We start from the raw sequence: 15,882 nt of genomic DNA, 5'->3' as shown, positions 1-15,882 counted from the left end.
CGAATTCACCGATTATCGAGATCACCGCTTACCAAATTCAAAACGAAGCGGGGCTCAGCCCACACCCCATTTTTCTTGGAACCAGGCCACGCGGTCAGCACGACGAGGACTGTAATTAGCGGTTGGCTTGAACTTCTCTCGTTTCAAGAAGCTAACCAACGAACTGGCGGGCACCATCGCGTGCTGGGTGATTGCGTCGGTGGTTTCGGAATCGGCTTTCCAGTTGTAAAGGATCGCCTTTTCACGCTCGAACCATTCGTCAAGATATTGTGCGTCGGTGGAGCTGACGACAACGTGCTCGTATTCCTTTTTGCATAGGAATCCGAGGATACGTCCGGCCATGTCTCGGGTGCGGGCAACATCGTTGTCGCAGGTTGCGGAGGCGACGTTCCAGACGGAGGTGAAACCGTGCTCGTCCACGTCGTCTTTGTTGAATTGCAGGACGATTTCGGGTGCGGGCTCAGTGGTTTCCGCGTCGCTGGAATTCTCGGTTTCTGTCTGCTCGTTGGCCATAGGGTCTTAGAACACTCGTGGATGGGCGGGTTAAAACTCCATTAGACGTGAAAAAGGCGTTTTCGAGAAGTCCCCTGAACGAGGTGGAATGTTCCAATTACAGCTTGGTGGTCTCGGTAAACTGCGTCATACTCGACCCCATCAGGCAGGACAGCCGAGGCAGAAAAACGCGTTCAACGCGGTTTTCTTCTAGAAAGGATTTCTGCAGGGAGGGTTTTAGACAGGGAGGATTTATGACACGGAAGTTTCGACACCGCCGGCCCGCGCCACGAAATACGCTGATCGCTGGCAGGTTGCCCGCCGACGCGAAACCCGCCGGTTCCGATCGAGTCATCCCCGGCGGCGGATTTGGGGACAGCCCCTTTGATCCGTATTGTGGTGAACGGAATTATGGCGAGCCGAAATCCCAAGCCGCCCAAAGCCTCGCAGACGCGAAAAGCGACACCGCCCCGATGGCGGTCCGCGAACAAGCCGCGACCTGGCCAACCGAGACCTCCTCGACACGTCCCAACGAAATCGTTGGTGGGGCGACCGACCAAGAATTAAGACAAGGCGTCCTGGACCTATGCCCGCCCGTGCCAGGTGTCTATGGAATGTTCGACCGTACCGGCGAACTAATCTATGTCGGTAAGAGTCGATCGTTGCGGCATCGTTTGATGAGCTACTTCAGCGATTCGTCGTCTCGCGAAAAAGCGGGGCGAATCATCCGTGCGTCACGGGCCATCCAGTGGGAAACACAACCAAGTGACTTTGCCGCCCAACTTCGCGAACTCAGCCTGATCCGCCGTTGGACTCCACGGTTCAACGTCCAAGGCGTTCCGCAGCGACAGCGACCGGTCTATCTCTGCTTGGGCCGCAAGCCTGCCGAAACGTTCTTCACTGCCACGTCGCCGCCGACCACCGATGTCGTTGCCGTCGAAGGACCGTTTTATGGCGTCGCACGAATGAGCGGTGTTTGCGATGCACTGAACAAAACGTTTGGCCTGCGTGATTGCAGTCAACAAACCGTGTTTCAGTTTTCCGACCAACTGACGCTATTCGATCGCGGGACACGCCCGGGATGCCTACGACTGGAAATTGGCACCTGTTTAGGCCCATGTGCCGCCGCGTGCAGCCGGGCCGAATACCTGCAACGGGTCAACGCCGCCCAAAGTTTCATTGACGGATTCAACGACGAACCGTTGACCAACACTCAAGAGATCATGGAAAAAGCCGCTGCCGATCGCCAATACGAACTGGCCGGCCGAGCCCGCGACACTTTGAAATCGCTGAACTACGCACGCAAGAAACTGACCCACCTGGCCGACGCCCGACAAGCGTACTCGTTCGTGTACGCCGCAACCGGTTATGATGGTCGAGCAATCTGGTACCTGATCCGTCGTGGTGAAGTGGTCGACGTGGCTGCTGCTCCAACCGATTCTGAAGGCTACCAAAATATGAAACCGTTACTGAAAACTTGGGCCAAGCTGATCACCCCGCAACCTCAACCCAGCCTTCAGCCCACGCCAGATGAACACGCCACGTTAGATGCCCCCAACACGCCTGACGCTACAGCCGTACAAGAGGAACCAAGCTCACCAGAAAACTTGGCTCGGCAAGGCGAACCGACCGTACGGCTTAGCGGGTTTGTTAGCAAGCATCCCTACACCGTTTCGGTCGTCGCTTCTTGGTTCAAGAAACATCGCGGCGAGCTGAAAAAAACCTTCGCGCCCCAAGCGGCAGGCCGCCGTTATCGGCATCTCGCCCGAGTCGGTGTCACCAGCTAGAAAGTCATTGATGTTGTCCAACGCTGAATATGTCGAACAGGCATACCTCTTCGACTTGTTGCGTGAACGGATCGCTGAGCAAACGCCGATGCAAGAATTGCTGAAGCAGTTGCAACACGAATTGCTGACAACAACTCGATTGCCGATGGCGATCGACTTCATGCTGACCGAACTGAAGCATTCCGGGTTGATGGGCCGCGCGATGGCACAGCTGTCCCATTACTTCACGCCGTTTCAAACCTTCCTAGTCCAAGAATCTGAAAAGGAATCCGGACGCTTTTCGATCGGCATCGCACTGCAGATCCTGCATGCGGACGCGAAACTGCGGGCTGACCTTAGCTCGCGACTCGAAGACTTCGAGGACGCGGAATTGGCGGCCGCAGAATCGGGAATCCCGCAGCCAAAACCGCTTCGGCGCCGAAGCGAACCGACCAACATGGCGGAAATCCTGCAGCGCGGACGCAGTGGTTGCTTCTTCTTCCAATTCGAAGCAATCTCACGCAACCGACTTGGCTACGACCAAGGCTTGCGTGCCATGGCTGGCGATTCGATCTATAGCCCCGAGTGGGCGAAGTGGCTGTCGGGACTCCGAAACGACATCGGACTGGTCGATTTGGCTGACTTGCTGTTCTTAGCCAGTGAAGAGTACCACCGACGATTGATCGCCGAGAACATGGAAGTTGACGACAAAGGCCCCTTCTTGCTGGGCGAAAAGGAAGGCCGGATCGCACTGGCCAACCGCCGCAAAGATCCCGTCTACCTGTTCGGTGCGATGCAGCGACACCTAGGTTACCCCAAGGTGCCGCGTCCCATCAAAGTCGAAGAAGACCGCGATACGATCCCGGCGCTGTTGCGCCGGGTCGAACGATTGGAAAGTCGCATCAAGCTAATGGAACAAGAACAACGCCAAGAGTTCGACCTAAGCAAGTTCTACAAGAAGCCAGAGCAATAGCGGCCAGAGCAATAGCGGCCAGAGCAATAGCAGCCAGAGCAATAGCAGCCAGAGCAATAGCGGCCAGAACAATAGCGGCCAGAACAATAGCGGCCAGAACAATAGCGACCAGAACAATAGCGGCGAGCGGTCTCGCACCGTGAAACCGGATGACTTACGCCGCACCGCTAAGAACGGCGTAATTTCTCCGGTGCAACCTTCAGCCAACCAGCGACGACTAGCGAACTAGCCCCTGGGCTCGCAACCGACGAATCTCGGCGGGAGATTCCCACTTGGGCGTTTCCCAGATGCTCGGCGGGCGACTGTTCTTCTGCATGTATCGCTTAGTGAAACCGTCACTTCCCGAAGGTGCATTGGAACTAGACGTATTCCTGTTGTTGGAATTGGAATACTGGTTGTTCTGATAGTTTCTCGGAGCTTGGTTGGACTGCTGATACTGATTGCTCGGCTGTCGGTATTGATTGCTCTGCTGATACTGGTTGCTAGGTTGGTACTGGGTATTCTGCTGGTACTGGGGTTGCACGTACTGCGGTTGCGACTGCGGTACCACGGTGCGTGTTTGCGGGATCTGATTGGAAGGATACTGCGTCGACGAAAACTGGTTGTTCTGCGGCGCCGGGTTGAACGACTGCACCGACGTCGATTGCGTTGGCGAAGGACTGCTGTACTGCGTTGTTCCGGACGAACTGCTCGTCGACGGTGTCGACTGAACCGTTTGGCTGGAAGTCGATTTCGCCGGCGTGGCGGGTGCCTTCGCAACAGCCGTCTTTCGCATGAACACTTCCTTGTCGACCCAGCCGCGAAGGCTCTTGTCGTCTTGGACCGAATCCACCCACAACCAATTGCCGTTCGAAAGCGTCACCAACGCAATTTGATTCTTGCGGACCTTTGCCTTCGCTTCTTTTCCCACCTTCAAGTTCGCTGTATCGGCCATGATCGTCAGGTGAACGCCGGTTTCACCGCTCGCCTTGTAATCGATGATCGCTCGCTCGATGTCTCGGTCGCTTCGGCGTCCCAAATAAGCAACGCCTCGGCTTTTGCGGATCTGTTTCGATTGCTCGCGGCTAATCGACGAATCTTGGATCAACGCGGTGAACGCATCGATCGCCAAGTCATAGTCGCCTTCGTACAGGAACGTGTTGGCTTGTCGCATCAACGATTGATTGATTGGACTTTGATCCGTCGAGGCCACGTCGGTGTCATTCGCAGCAGACGGACTAGGTGCCGATTCGATTTTGGGTTTCGCATCGGACTTCATCGGCCCCGCGTCCAAGGTTCCCGCCGCAATGGAAGCCGAGACAATCGAACCGGGCGTAGGAGCACTTGGCAAAGCGTTCAGCTCGTCTGTCATGCGGCTCATTTCTTCAGGCGATGCAAGGTTGTTTGGCTGGCACAGATAGAACGCATCCAGCGAAGCATCCAGGTTCAGCCACGGGCGTTGGCCGGTTGCCTTCTTCACCGCGGAACTGGCCGCGAAGAAAACGTCTCGCAACAACAACCCACCGGCGGGTTGTTGCGAAAACGCTTTCACAAGCTCCGTCGTGTATGGCGAATTGGTTCCCTTGCCGTCCAACGCGGTCTCACCTGGGGCGGTCGCATAGGCGATCAAGGTTCCCTCGGGGATCACGCTGGTCGGTGCCAACCCACGCCCCGCTGCACCTCGACGCCATGCACGCTGGAAAGGGTTGTCGCGACAACAATCCAGAACGACCACATTCATGTTGCTCGCCGAGTTACTTAGAGCGTCGATCACATAATCCTGAGCAACGGTTTTGTATTTAACCGCCGACTCATCTTTAATCTTGGCATCGACCGGCACCAAGTAATTACTGCCGTTGATCTCCAATCCGTGACCGGCGAAGAAAAACAACGCCAGCCCGTTCTTGGGCACGCGGCGACAAAAGTCCGCGATCACCGTTTCCATCTCTTCCTGGGATTGATCAACCCGCATCGTCACATCGAACCCCAACTCGACAAGCGTGTCGCTCATCAACCGCGCATCGTTCGCCGGGTTGCTCAGCTTCTGGTCCCCGTAATCGCTGTTGCCGATCAACAGTGCATGCATGTTGCCAGCGTTCGCAATCGCCGGGACGGCCGCGACAAGAAAAGCGAAGGCAGCAGCGAGCAACGACGAGGCCAGTGGCCTTGCATGTGAGTGAGACACGTGTGAATTCCTGAACGGTGACTTGGACAAACCTACCCCTCTAGTAAGGGTATATTATTTGGCTCTCAGAGGCCATCGTTTCAGTTCGATTCACGACATTTGGCAAACTTTTTTGAATAGGCGGATCAAACCGCGATTCAAACAGCTCAATGGCGTTGACGGGCGCCTTCGCAAACGCCCTATCTTCACATAAACCGAACTGCACTCAGGGCTGCGATCCGGCGGCCGAGAATTTGCCCCACGGCGCGTCGATCACCTTCAATCGTTCGATCGAAACCCCTTCGGCCCGCAATCGCTCTTCCTGCAGCCCTGGGTTCACCGGCGGCAAGTGCCCGGAACTGTAGACGACACGCCACCACGGCAACGCATCAAAGCTTTGACCGAGCAATTGCCCGACGGCCCGGTGCCGACGTGGGTAACCGGCCTTCGCCGCGACTTCGGCATACGAGCTGACTTCGCCCGGGCGCAGCGCCTCGATTACCTGCACAAACGCCAGCCGCATCGGATCAAGCGTGTCTTCATACCTCGAACTTCGGGATTCAGGCATATTGCGTTGACCGTTCCGTTTCGAAGCCATGCGAAAACCACCGTCGACGAACGCCACCAAGGATCCAGCAAGCACGAACCACGCGACGTCAAAAGCGAAGTTGGGGTTCAGCCCGATGACGGCTCAATCGAAAGGATTGATGAGCCGACGGGCGACAGGTCATTTGGGAAGATGACCGTTTCAAAGAAGTGAATCGCGGAGGATTCAATCGGGGCGACACGATTTGAACGTGCGACCTCCTGCTCCCAAAGCAGGCGCTCTGCCAGGCTGAGCTACGCCCCGGATACTGGTTCGAATAGCCTCTGGAGGCTGTTCGTTTGGGCCAGTGATTCGGTTGACCTTTGAAGGAGGCGGGATCTTAGCGAACGCGCGACCTGAGCGAAAGGTTCAGTTGCGAAAAAAATTCGCAAACTGGATTATTGTTGGTTCTGCTGCTCGACCATGGGTTCGCCAGTACCCAATTGGGCCAGAACCTGCAGGATTCCGTTCAGGTGAGCCATGCGAGGTCCGAAGCGGTCGATGAATTCATTGAGCATGTACTCGCCTTCGACCAAATGCTCGCCGCTGTCTTCGATTTCCTCAGTGACCGATTGCAAGAATTCGGTTTGCACTTCGCTGAGTGTTTCGGCAGCCCGGCGACAGGAACGCGACAATTCGGGGTTCGCATCCTTCCACTGCTGAAGTTCACCCGCACGTTGTTTGTGCATAGCCGCATTCTGTTGCACCAACTCGCCGAGCAGCTTGGTCTGTTTCTGCTGGCTAACCACCAACTGACGCAACAATTGAACGGTCATCTCTTCGCTAGTCATGCTTGGTGCGGGCTCGTTCTTAGCGGACACATCAATGCGAAACATAGGCGACATGGGATTGTCTTCGACGGACATATGAAAACTTCCTGCGCTGCTTTGGTATTAAAAAATAGCGAATTCTTTGGCGTGCGAGCCGAGTATAACCACGACCAAAACCGATTGTCGAGCAATTCGTCTTTTTCGTGTCCTGGCTGCGGAAATTACGGGGTTTCCGTCACCATGTTTCTGCTTGGGCGAAGTTTGCGGAGGCCGAAAACGAATCCGCAAAAACATGCGTTCGCGGCGAATTATTGGCTTGCAATTAACCGGACAATATGTTTGCCCCAACCATCGGGCTGACCTTAGGCGGAACCGGCGACGGAATCGCCAGCCCCCGCATCGCCAGCAGCCGGTTTCGACCCGTCGCCGCTGGCGGCATGTCTGGCTTGATCAGTCGCATTCGCATGTCCCGAATCTGCATCGGGCTCATTCCCATCCGCCCAGGCAAGCCGGGCGTTCGGCAACGTGATATCGAAACGAGTGCCCACCGACGGCATTGCCGGTGCTTCTTCCAAAATCGCACTGTCACTCTTCACCGTTGCAGCCTGCGATGCGGTTCCGGACTGCGATGTTTCCGAGTGGCTCCCGTCAGATTCAGCCTCGACGGTTTGGGCCGCAACTTCGCTTTCGGCCGTATTATCCCGCGACCGATCGAAGACCACACCTCCGGCATCATGAATGTTAATTCGGCCGCCCAAAGCGTGCGTGACGTTCCGGACCAAGTACAAACCCAACCCAGTTCCCGGGCTACTGCGTTCCAATTCACTGCCCAGCCGCACGAAGCGGCCGAAAACCTTGCGGCGTAAATTTGCTGGAATCCCCACTCCGTTATCGCAAACCGATATCGTCACCTCTCCCTTCGCCACCGACGTCGCCGAAGAAGCCGTGTCCCGCTCGGCTCGTTTGGCGGCTTTGGAACGCCGACCTTTGATCACCGCTGCGCTGGCGGATCTGTATTCCGCGATCACCCGCACTCGCGGCGGCGAGCCACCATACTTAACCGCGTTATCGATCAGGTTCCGCAACAAGATCTCAACCTGGACCGGCGGCGCATTTAAGATGATGTCTTCGCAATCCACCGCGATCGTATCGCCGGGCAACTTGTATCGCACACAGGTCGCCGAACCGACTTGCTCGATCATCGCCGCCAAATCCACGTCGCGTGACTCCTCGGCCAGCCCTCCACGCTCGACATTCGCGGCATCCAACAGGTGATTGATCAACGTATCAAGCCGGTCGACGTCCTCCAGCATGATCTGGTGGAAGGCCTCGGATTGCTCTTGGCTGACCGTGTGCCGCGTCATCGTTTGCAAATACAACTTCAACGACGCAATCGGGCTCTTCAGTTCGTGCGTCACCGCGTCAATGAAGTTGGACTGACGGCGATTCAGGTTGAACGCTTTGACGCTGAGGGTCAAATACGCGATCACACCCGCCAGCACGGCGACCAACAGGACTGAACCGGCGAACAGCATCGCCCAGAACAATTCGGGCGATGCCTGGCCACGAAGAGCCCCGATCAGGGTCCCGGTCACCCAGACGGCCCCCAAGATCACGACCAAAACGATCAGGACGACGCCCAATGTGATCGGCGCTCGCAGGGTGATCGGTCGGCGGTCAGGCGTTTTTTGCATCGGCCAGGTTGATTGAATTCGAGAGGGGCATCTACGGCTGTCTAACCTAGCGACAATCAACCGATCGACAAAGCGTCACATTCTCCTGGCGACACAACTCCGCTCTGGCAGGCTGAAGCCAGTAATCCAATTCGCTGGTGTCCAGGCTTTAGCCTGCTACAAGAGTTCGCCCCACCCAAACTCCAACGCCGCCTACACCCAAACCCCGCTCCGGCAGGCTGAAGCCTGGACTCCAACACTTGTTCATCACCTTCACAAAACACGAAAAACGCAAAACTTACGATTATCGACCAGAAATTTGCGACTTCGCCGATGACGGCGATTGACGAACCAGCAATAATGTCATCAAAGGGAATCGGTCCCTAAGAGTTCTCCGGAGAAACTCGAATGCGCGCCCAAGCTCCACAGCGACAATTTTCTGAACGAGTCCTGCGCCAGGTCAGACTGGACAGCGGGCGAGCTTTGGTACGCGCCAAGTTTTCTTCCGAACACAGCGAAATCATCAACCTTCGCTGCGTCGACGATCACAGCGAGTCCGACCGGAATTTCGGAAACCAGCTTTGGTATTTCGAAGGCATCGGGGTCGCCGACGACGGCAGCCGCCAAAATATCCATGGCGTGGTCGAGTATTCGATCCAATTCGGTTTGCAAGAATTGGTCGAGGACGGAGTTTTCGATCAAGCCGCCGAGCGAGAACGATTCCGCAGCCTCTACAACCGCGAAGTCAACACGCCGTCTTGGCGTCAACCCGCACACCGCTTCCTGCTAGCGGGCGTGATGGCGATCACCGCTCTGATGTTGCTCTACCTGCTGGTTCGGAACCTGTTGGCGTGACGAGCGAATCGTTCGCCCCATCGCCAGCCGATTCCAACATTGCTTCCGCCGCGTCGATCATATGCGTGCAAAAGCTCGCGAAGACCTATCGTGGCGGCAACGTTTTGCGGCGTGGCAACGTCCACGCCCTCCAAGGCGTTTCCCTGCACGCGGACGCTGGCCAAGTCTTTGGGCTGCTCGGCCCCAACGGAGCCGGCAAGACAACCCTGATCAAAATCCTTCTAGGCGTGATCCGAGCATCCGGCGGCCAAGCATCCCTGTTCGGCCTTCCCGCCGGTAGCGCCGCAGCGAGATCCCGAGTCGGCTACCTTCCCGAATCCTTGCGAGTCGACCGGCACCACACCGCTCGCACCGCACTGAAGTTCTACGGACGACTCAGCCGGCTGAACTCAGCCACGATTGAACGCCGCAGCGACGAACTTTTGAAACTGGTTGGACTGGCCGGACGCGATCGCGAATCCGTCAAACGATTCAGCAAAGGCATGCTGCAGCGACTCGGGCTTGCCCAAGCCTTGATGCACGATCCCGACCTTTTGATCCTGGATGAACCCACCGACGGCCTCGACCCGGTCGGCCGCAGCGAAGTGCGACGGGTCATCGAACGACTACGAGATTCCGGAAAGACCATTTTCCTGAACAGCCACATCCTGCACGAAGTCGAAATGGTGTGTTCGCACTTGGCGATCATGGCCCGCGGCCGAGTTCTGGCAACCGGCCCGATCGAACAACTCGCCGGTCATTCCGTTGGCCAGGACGCTGGCATCACGGTCGACTTCGAATTCCAACTGCCCGAATTTCAACTGCCTGAACTGAACAACGACCACACGCTCAACCCACACGCCGAAACAGCGGTTCAACAAATGGTGGCGCTAGCTCGTCCAGATAGCGTGCGGTGGATCGCCGCCAGTGGGGCCGAAGCAATCGCCGCCCGACAAACGCATCGTTGCCGCATGGTCTGCGATGACCAACAGGCCATCGACGCGATCGTCGATCAACTGCGCCAAAACCAAGGCTCGCTGGTCCGGTTGCAACCTGTTCGCCAAACGCTCGAAGACACCTTCATGCATTTGGTCCACCAAGCCGAAAGCGGCACCTAGCCCAAACACCGGACGCCACAACTCAAACCTCCCCACACCCATTCAATCGACGACATGAACTCCCAGGCAATTACCGGATGACCGATTTGGAAAAGCTGGAAGCTCCCCAACCCCCGCGCCGCTCGTCAGGCCTGCAGCCGTATCTGGCGATCGTGATCGATTCCTTCCACTCCGCCCTTGCCTCACGGGTGCTCTGGGCCGCGATGATCGCGATCTGGTTACTACTCGGATCGCTCGCACCGATTGGTCTTCGCGAAGACTACACCACCCAATTCCGGTGGTTCGACATCTACAACGGCACGCGGATGAAAGCGATGCTCGCCCAAGGCATCGTCGACCCTGATTCGCAAACCAAACCCATCGGCCGACTCGCCGCGGCGATGCCCGACGAAATCCATCGCAAGCTGCAACGGGTCGGCGAAGGCGACGAGGTTCGCATCCGACTGAACCTGCTCACCGAGGCACTTAACGACCTGATCGCATCGGACGCCAAACGCGGCAGCGATGCTGACAACACTGACGCTGACGACACTGACGCTGACAACACGGACGCAGCCACAGCTGACGCAAACCGTACTGACATCAACAATACCGACGACACGCCCGCGAAAGACAAATCCGAAGACACATCAAAAGAATCCGAAACGGACCAAGACCCCGCGGAGGATCCCGACCACTGGTTCGACGCCGAAGCCTGGAAGTCGACGGTCCGGCTGCGAGAACTTCGCGAGCTCGACGCCGCCGAACCAGGATCGCTAACGCCATCGCTCCTGGAACGACGCGCCCGACTTCGCATCGAAGCTGCGCTGCCCGGCGTGTTCGAAGCCCGCAGCTCGCGATCGGCACTGCTAACCTACGCCGGTCTGGAATTTCCGACCGACTTCCAAGTTGACCGCAACCAATTTGAAACCATCTTCAACCAATTCGTCATCCCGATTCTGGTGAACTGGTTATTAGGCCTCGTGTTGGTTTTTCTGGGTGTGCTGGTTACTGCATCCATTGTCCCCGACATGCTACAGACCGGCTCGCTGCATCTCCTGCTCAGTAAACCGGTTTCTCGCTGGGCATTGTTGGTCAGCAAGTTCGTCGGCGGTTGTGCGTTCGTCTTGTTATGTGTCACCCAACTCGTGCTAGGCCTGTACCTGATCGCAGCGCTGCGTTTAGGCGTCTGGAACGCTCGCATTTTATGGTGCATTCCAGTAGCCCTGCTGATCTTTGCGGTGTTCTACAGCGTCTCGGTCCTGGCGGGTTTGAAGTGGCGATCCGCCATCATCTCTATCGCCGCGGCCGGCGCCTTGGCTGCCATCTGTGTTGTAGTCGGCATCATCGGTGGCGTCGTCGACGCACGCGTGGTTCAGCCGGACCGCATCGTCGACATGACCGTTGCTGGCGATGACCTGTTCGCCATCACCGGCGGCAGCGGAGTGGTACGACTGGACGAATCCACCGCAAGTTGGGATTCAATCATCGACAGTGAGGTGATGTCCAACGACCGCGTCCTCGCCCCCGTCGCCCTGGACGATGACCACCTGCTAACCGCCCGTATTCGCAACGGCAAGTTCACGCCCTTCGGCTCCGGCTCGCTCGACTTAATCGCGTTATCGCGAAACGACGACTGGAGCCCTCAACCTACACTGCGGCTACCAACCGCAACGCAACGGTTGATCCGGTTAAGCGACACAACAATCGCCGCAATCAATTCCGCCGACGTGCTGATCACCCAACGCGCGAAGATTATCGAATCACTCGGCGAAGCTGCCTTAGACGAACCAAAAACCGACGCCTCCCAACCGGACTCTGATAGCGATAACGAAACAGCCACCGGAAGGTCGAGCACCAAGAACCGACAACCGGTCGCTCGCTCAGTAGGCTCTTGGCTACGTGCTCTGGTGACCATGCAGGGTGGCGGCAACGAAGACTTCCAATCGATCTTGCCCAGCGAAGTATCGATGGCACCGCCCGTCCGGATCGCTCGCGTCCCAGGATCGAGCGGGATCGTGATCCTTTCCGGTGCCAACCTGATCCGGCTCGACCCGCATGACACCGCCGACAGTGACACCGCCGACAGTGACACCGCCGCCAATAACGACAACTCCAATGCAGCCGGCTCACTGCCTTGGCAACTCACCGCCAAGCTCATGCTTTCAGGCCAAGACGATCCTGGCCCGCCTGTCATCGCGGCATCATCGAAGTGGTTGCTGATTGCCCAAGGCGAACTCCCATTGAGGATCTACGATGTCAACACGCTCCAAGAGTTAGGGCGTTGGACGGTGGAACAACGCAGCACCACCGTCGATGGCACCCCGCTGAACATCATGCCGATTGGTCCGACCCATTTCATTTACCGTACCGCTACCGGCAACGTTGACGTCATCAACGTCACCGCTGAACCAGCACCGGTCGCCTCCGCAAAAATCTCCCACGTTCGGCGATTGAACGTCGATGAAGTCGAAGCCGTCACGTGGCTCGCTTCACCAAAAACCTCCGGAACATCTTCTGGTAACCCGCCTGGTAACCCGTCGACGCAACCCGACCACCAAATGCAGCTTGACGATAAGCCAGCCCCCGATGGCGGCACCCTCGTGGTCGCCCACGATGTCGACCGGGTCACCCGTTTCAAGCTGAACGCCCAAGGCGACATCCTCTCATCTGCAACCGTATCACCCCAACGCTCCGCATGGCGAGCAATTGATTACTACCTGATTGGCGGCCTCGAATGGCTCACGCCCCAAGTACTGCAGCTAGGCGACACGACCGCCGCGATGGTCTCGGGCAACCGATCGATGGTGATCGACACCGGCGGCAACGACCTCGAAGTGATCCGCTATCGACTGTTCCGGCCACTGGCCAGTTGCGTGCTGTTCATCTTGGTTGTCATGACGATCGCATGCGTCTATTTTTCCCGCACCGACTTTTAGCACGTAATCGCCGCCAAGGCGTTGCAAATCCAAAACCGGTCACCACACTTATCGCCCCCTTCGCTTTTCCCTTGAGCACTCCATGCTGATCCTCGACACCCTATCTCGCATCGTCCACGTTGCTACCGCAATCGTGCTGGTCGGCGGCAGTGCCTTCATCCTGTGCGTCCTTTTACCGTCGGCTAAACAACTCTCCGACGATGCCCACCAACAACTCGCTGCTGCCATCAACGGTCGCTGGAAGAAGTTTGTCCACGGCGGCATCTTATTGTTCCTCGTCAGCGGCTTCTACAACTACTTCCGAGCGATCCCCAACCACAAAGGCGACGGTCTTTATCACGGTTTGCTCGGCGCCAAGATGATGGCGGCCTTCGCAATCTTCTTCCTAGCATCGGCCCTGGTCGGTCGCAGCCCGAAGCTGGCCGGCATCCGGGCCAGCCGAGCGAAATGGTTGAAGGTGGTGGTACTACTGGCCGCAATCATCGTTTCGATTTCCGGCTTCCTGAAAATCCGCGGCACGGTTGATCAAACCAAACCTGCCGCAGACGCGGCACAGGTGGACATGATTGATTCGGCGGCACCGGTATCGGTGGAGTGAACCGGGAAAGCAACTACGACTCTGTGGCCATCCCGAAGCCCCGGGGCATCCGCGGCTGGCTCGACCACCGCCTGCCTTCTTCGGATCGCGCCGGCGTGGGCTGGGCGACGGCATGGTTCTTCTGCTTGCTGTTCGGCTACTATCACCTACGTCCGCTGCGTGAGGCCAAAGGGTTTGCCAACGGATCCGATGAAATTCCTTGGCTGTTCCTGGGTAGCTTCTTAGTCATGCTACTCGCCGTGCCGGTCTATGGGACCGTCGTCAATCGCGGCCGCGGTATCGGCCTAGTCCACCGCGTGTACGGTTTCTTTGCCGTTAACCTGCTGGTCTTCTTCTTTGCCATGCGAATCGAAGACCCCGCGATCTCGCTATGGGTCGGACGTGTCTATTTCGTTTGGCTGAGCGTTTTCAATCTATTCGTCATTTCGCTGATGTGGACCGTCTTGGCGGATTGCTTTCGCAGCGGTCAAGGGAAGCGATACTTCGGCTGGATCTCCGCAGGCGGAACACTCGGCGGCATCGCCGGTTCCGAAGTCGCCAACCGCCTAAGCGATTCGGTACATCTTTCGTTCGTACCTTTGATCGCAGCCACGCTGCTGGTGCTCTGCCAGTTCTGCGCCGCTCGATTCGTACGCGCCATCGCTGGCAACGCAAGTGACACCGAGCTCAAAGAAAGCAAGTTCAACGACAGCGAAGCCCAAAGCCACGATACCGCTCAACCGGACGCCACTCGATCGGACGCCACGGACGCCACGGACGCCACCGATACAGAAAGCGATAACAGCAACAGCAACCAGGACCGCGACAGCACCCATGGCGCACGCAACAAGGCTTCGATCTGGGCCGGGGTTCAAGCCGTGTTCACCTCGCCCTACCTGGCTGGCATCTTCGCCTTCCTGATTGTCATTCAGGCATGCGGCACGACCATCTACTGCCAACAAGGCGACTTCATCCGGGCCGCCGGATTAGACGAAGCGAATCGATTTGAGTTGCTGTCACGCATCAACTTCTGGGTACTGGCTTGCACACTGATCGTCCAATTCTTTGGCACCGCCACCATCGTTCGCAAGCTAGGCCTCGCCTGGGTGCTGACCCTTTTCCCAGCGATCTATGTTGTAGGCTTCGTCATGCTGGCGACCATCCCCAGCCTAGCCGTCATCGTCGGACTGGTCATCGTTCACCGCGCCGCCGCCTACGCCGTCATCTCGCCGTCGATCCAAGTGCTTTACACCGTCGTCGACAAACAAGTGCTCTACAAAGTCAAAAGCTTCCTGGACACCGCAGTCGTTCGCGGCGGCGATCTCTTCTCAGCCCAAGCCTTCGGCGCACTACGTGGTTGGGGATGGTCACTGCCCACCATCGCCCTCGGCTTCATCCCCCTAGCCGCCCTCACCTGCCTAATCGGCAACTGGGTAGGCCGCCGACAACAACACCAAAGCCGGATTAGCGGTTAGCGGTTAGCGGGGAGCGGGGAGCGGGGAGCAACGAAGTCGTACCGCTGGGTCGACTCCCCCCAAAACCTCTCCCGGCGAAGCGGGGAGAGGTCGAGCAAAGCCGTTCAGGCGAATGCGAGGGTGAGGGCTCAGCACGGAATCCCCACCAACACAACAGCAAACCAGCAACCCGCCCTCCCCCTCGCTTCGCTCGACACCCCCCAGGGGGCGGGGTTCTTAATGCTCGCTTAAGCAATCAACCAGCACTTCAAACCTCTCCCGGCGAAGCGGGGAGAGGTCGAGCAAAGCCCTTCAGGCGAATGTGAGGGTGAGGGCCCGGCACTGAATTCCCACCAATACAACAGCAAACCAGCAAACCGCCCTCCCCCTCGCTTCGCTCGACCCCTCCCAGGGGGCGGGGTTCTTCATGCTCGCTTAACCAATTAACCAGCTCTTCAAACCTCTCCCGGCGAAGCGGGGAGAGGTCGAGCAAAGCCGTTCAGGCGAATGCGAGGGTGAGGGCTCAGCACGGAATCCCACCAACACAACAACAAACCAGCAACCCGCCCTCCCCCTCG

Annotated in this window: 12 protein-coding genes and 1 tRNA gene; 7 read left to right on the top strand and 6 right to left on the bottom strand. The window is 57.7% G+C overall.

Annotated elements, in window-relative coordinates; all coding sequences use genetic code 11:
- Positions 1-54 precede the first annotated feature (54 nt).
- Positions 55-513, bottom strand: a complete 459-nt coding sequence (locus ACR3ZL_RS12385; protein ID WP_473652839.1) for a hypothetical protein — start codon at positions 511-513, stop codon at positions 55-57.
- A 233-nt stretch (positions 514-746) separates the two neighbouring features.
- Here ACR3ZL_RS12385 and ACR3ZL_RS12380 point away from each other — a divergent pair, with 233 nt between their 5' ends.
- Positions 747-2,279, top strand: a complete 1,533-nt coding sequence (locus ACR3ZL_RS12380; RefSeq protein ID WP_486173499.1) for a GIY-YIG nuclease family protein — start codon at positions 747-749, stop codon at positions 2,277-2,279.
- Positions 2,280-2,289: 10 nt separating this feature from the next.
- Positions 2,290-3,231: a hypothetical protein gene (locus ACR3ZL_RS12375; protein ID WP_486173498.1), complete on the top strand. Its 942-nt coding sequence runs from the start codon at positions 2,290-2,292 to the stop codon at positions 3,229-3,231.
- 217 nt (positions 3,232-3,448) lie between these two features.
- Here ACR3ZL_RS12375 and ACR3ZL_RS12370 read toward each other — a convergent pair whose 3' ends face one another.
- The 5 genes from ACR3ZL_RS12370 to ACR3ZL_RS12350 all read right to left on the bottom strand — a co-directional run bounded on the left by ACR3ZL_RS12370 (position 3,449) and on the right by ACR3ZL_RS12350 (position 8,424).
- A complete protein-coding gene (locus ACR3ZL_RS12370) occupies positions 3,449-5,395 on the bottom strand; it encodes a caspase family protein (RefSeq protein WP_486173497.1) in 1,947 nt (648 codons plus the stop codon).
- A gap of 205 nt (positions 5,396-5,600) precedes the next feature.
- A complete protein-coding gene (locus tag ACR3ZL_RS12365; RefSeq protein ID WP_486173496.1) occupies positions 5,601-5,942 on the bottom strand; it encodes an MGMT family protein in 342 nt (113 codons plus the stop codon).
- Between the two features lie 208 nt (positions 5,943-6,150).
- A tRNA-Pro gene (locus ACR3ZL_RS12360) sits at positions 6,151-6,224 on the bottom strand.
- A gap of 134 nt (positions 6,225-6,358) precedes the next feature.
- The gene (locus tag ACR3ZL_RS12355) at positions 6,359-6,826 is read right to left on the bottom strand and encodes a hypothetical protein (RefSeq protein WP_473652843.1); all 468 of its coding nucleotides are present in this window, start codon (positions 6,824-6,826) and stop codon (positions 6,359-6,361) included.
- Between the two features lie 266 nt (positions 6,827-7,092).
- Positions 7,093-8,424: a sensor histidine kinase gene (locus ACR3ZL_RS12350; protein WP_473652844.1), complete on the bottom strand. Its 1,332-nt coding sequence runs from the start codon at positions 8,422-8,424 to the stop codon at positions 7,093-7,095.
- A 387-nt stretch (positions 8,425-8,811) separates the two neighbouring features.
- On the opposite strand from ACR3ZL_RS12350, the gene ACR3ZL_RS12345 reads away from it, so the two are divergent.
- From ACR3ZL_RS12345 to ACR3ZL_RS12325, 5 genes are all read left to right on the top strand, one after another.
- Entirely contained in the window at positions 8,812-9,258 is a 447-nt protein-coding gene (locus tag ACR3ZL_RS12345) for a hypothetical protein (RefSeq protein ID WP_486173495.1), read from the top strand.
- A complete protein-coding gene (locus ACR3ZL_RS12340) occupies positions 9,255-10,355 on the top strand; it encodes an ABC transporter ATP-binding protein (RefSeq protein WP_473652847.1) in 1,101 nt (366 codons plus the stop codon). The genes ACR3ZL_RS12345 and ACR3ZL_RS12340 overlap by 4 nt, the downstream gene beginning before the upstream one ends.
- 77 nt (positions 10,356-10,432) lie before the next feature.
- Entirely contained in the window at positions 10,433-13,273 is a 2,841-nt protein-coding gene (locus tag ACR3ZL_RS12335; RefSeq protein WP_486173494.1) for an ABC transporter permease, read from the top strand.
- 82 nt (positions 13,274-13,355) lie between these two features.
- The gene (locus ACR3ZL_RS12330; protein ID WP_473652848.1) at positions 13,356-13,871 is read left to right on the top strand and encodes a hypothetical protein; all 516 of its coding nucleotides are present in this window, start codon (positions 13,356-13,358) and stop codon (positions 13,869-13,871) included.
- 23 nt (positions 13,872-13,894) lie between these two features.
- Positions 13,895-15,325: an NTP/NDP exchange transporter gene (locus ACR3ZL_RS12325; protein ID WP_473652849.1), complete on the top strand. Its 1,431-nt coding sequence runs from the start codon at positions 13,895-13,897 to the stop codon at positions 15,323-15,325.
- Positions 15,326-15,882 lie beyond the last annotated feature (557 nt).

This window comes from Rhodopirellula sp. J20-39 (assembly GCF_057365095.1).
This window is presented reverse-complemented; position numbering and strand designations above follow the sequence as displayed.

What these genes read in the sequence shown, in the direction of transcription:
- ACR3ZL_RS12345 (WP_486173495.1), top strand. Translation starts at nt 8,812, where the DNA reads ATGCGCGCCCAAGCTCCACAGCGACAATTTTCTGAACGAGTCCTGCGC.
- ACR3ZL_RS12335 (WP_486173494.1), top strand. Translation starts at nt 10,433, where the DNA reads ATGACCGATTTGGAAAAGCTGGAAGCTCCCCAACCCCCGCGCCGCTCG.
- ACR3ZL_RS12330 (WP_473652848.1), top strand. Translation starts at nt 13,356, where the DNA reads ATGCTGATCCTCGACACCCTATCTCGCATCGTCCACGTTGCTACCGCA.
- ACR3ZL_RS12355 (WP_473652843.1), bottom strand. Translation starts at nt 6,826, where the DNA reads ATGTCCGTCGAAGACAATCCCATGTCGCCTATGTTTCGCATTGATGTG.
- ACR3ZL_RS12350 (WP_473652844.1), bottom strand. Translation starts at nt 8,424, where the DNA reads ATGCAAAAAACGCCTGACCGCCGACCGATCACCCTGCGAGCGCCGATC.
- ACR3ZL_RS12380 (WP_486173499.1), top strand. Translation starts at nt 747, where the DNA reads ATGACACGGAAGTTTCGACACCGCCGGCCCGCGCCACGAAATACGCTG.
- ACR3ZL_RS12385 (WP_473652839.1), bottom strand. Translation starts at nt 513, where the DNA reads ATGGCCAACGAGCAGACAGAAACCGAGAATTCCAGCGACGCGGAAACC.
- ACR3ZL_RS12365 (WP_486173496.1), bottom strand. Translation starts at nt 5,942, where the DNA reads ATGCCTGAATCCCGAAGTTCGAGGTATGAAGACACGCTTGATCCGATG.
- ACR3ZL_RS12375 (WP_486173498.1), top strand. Translation starts at nt 2,290, where the DNA reads ATGTTGTCCAACGCTGAATATGTCGAACAGGCATACCTCTTCGACTTG.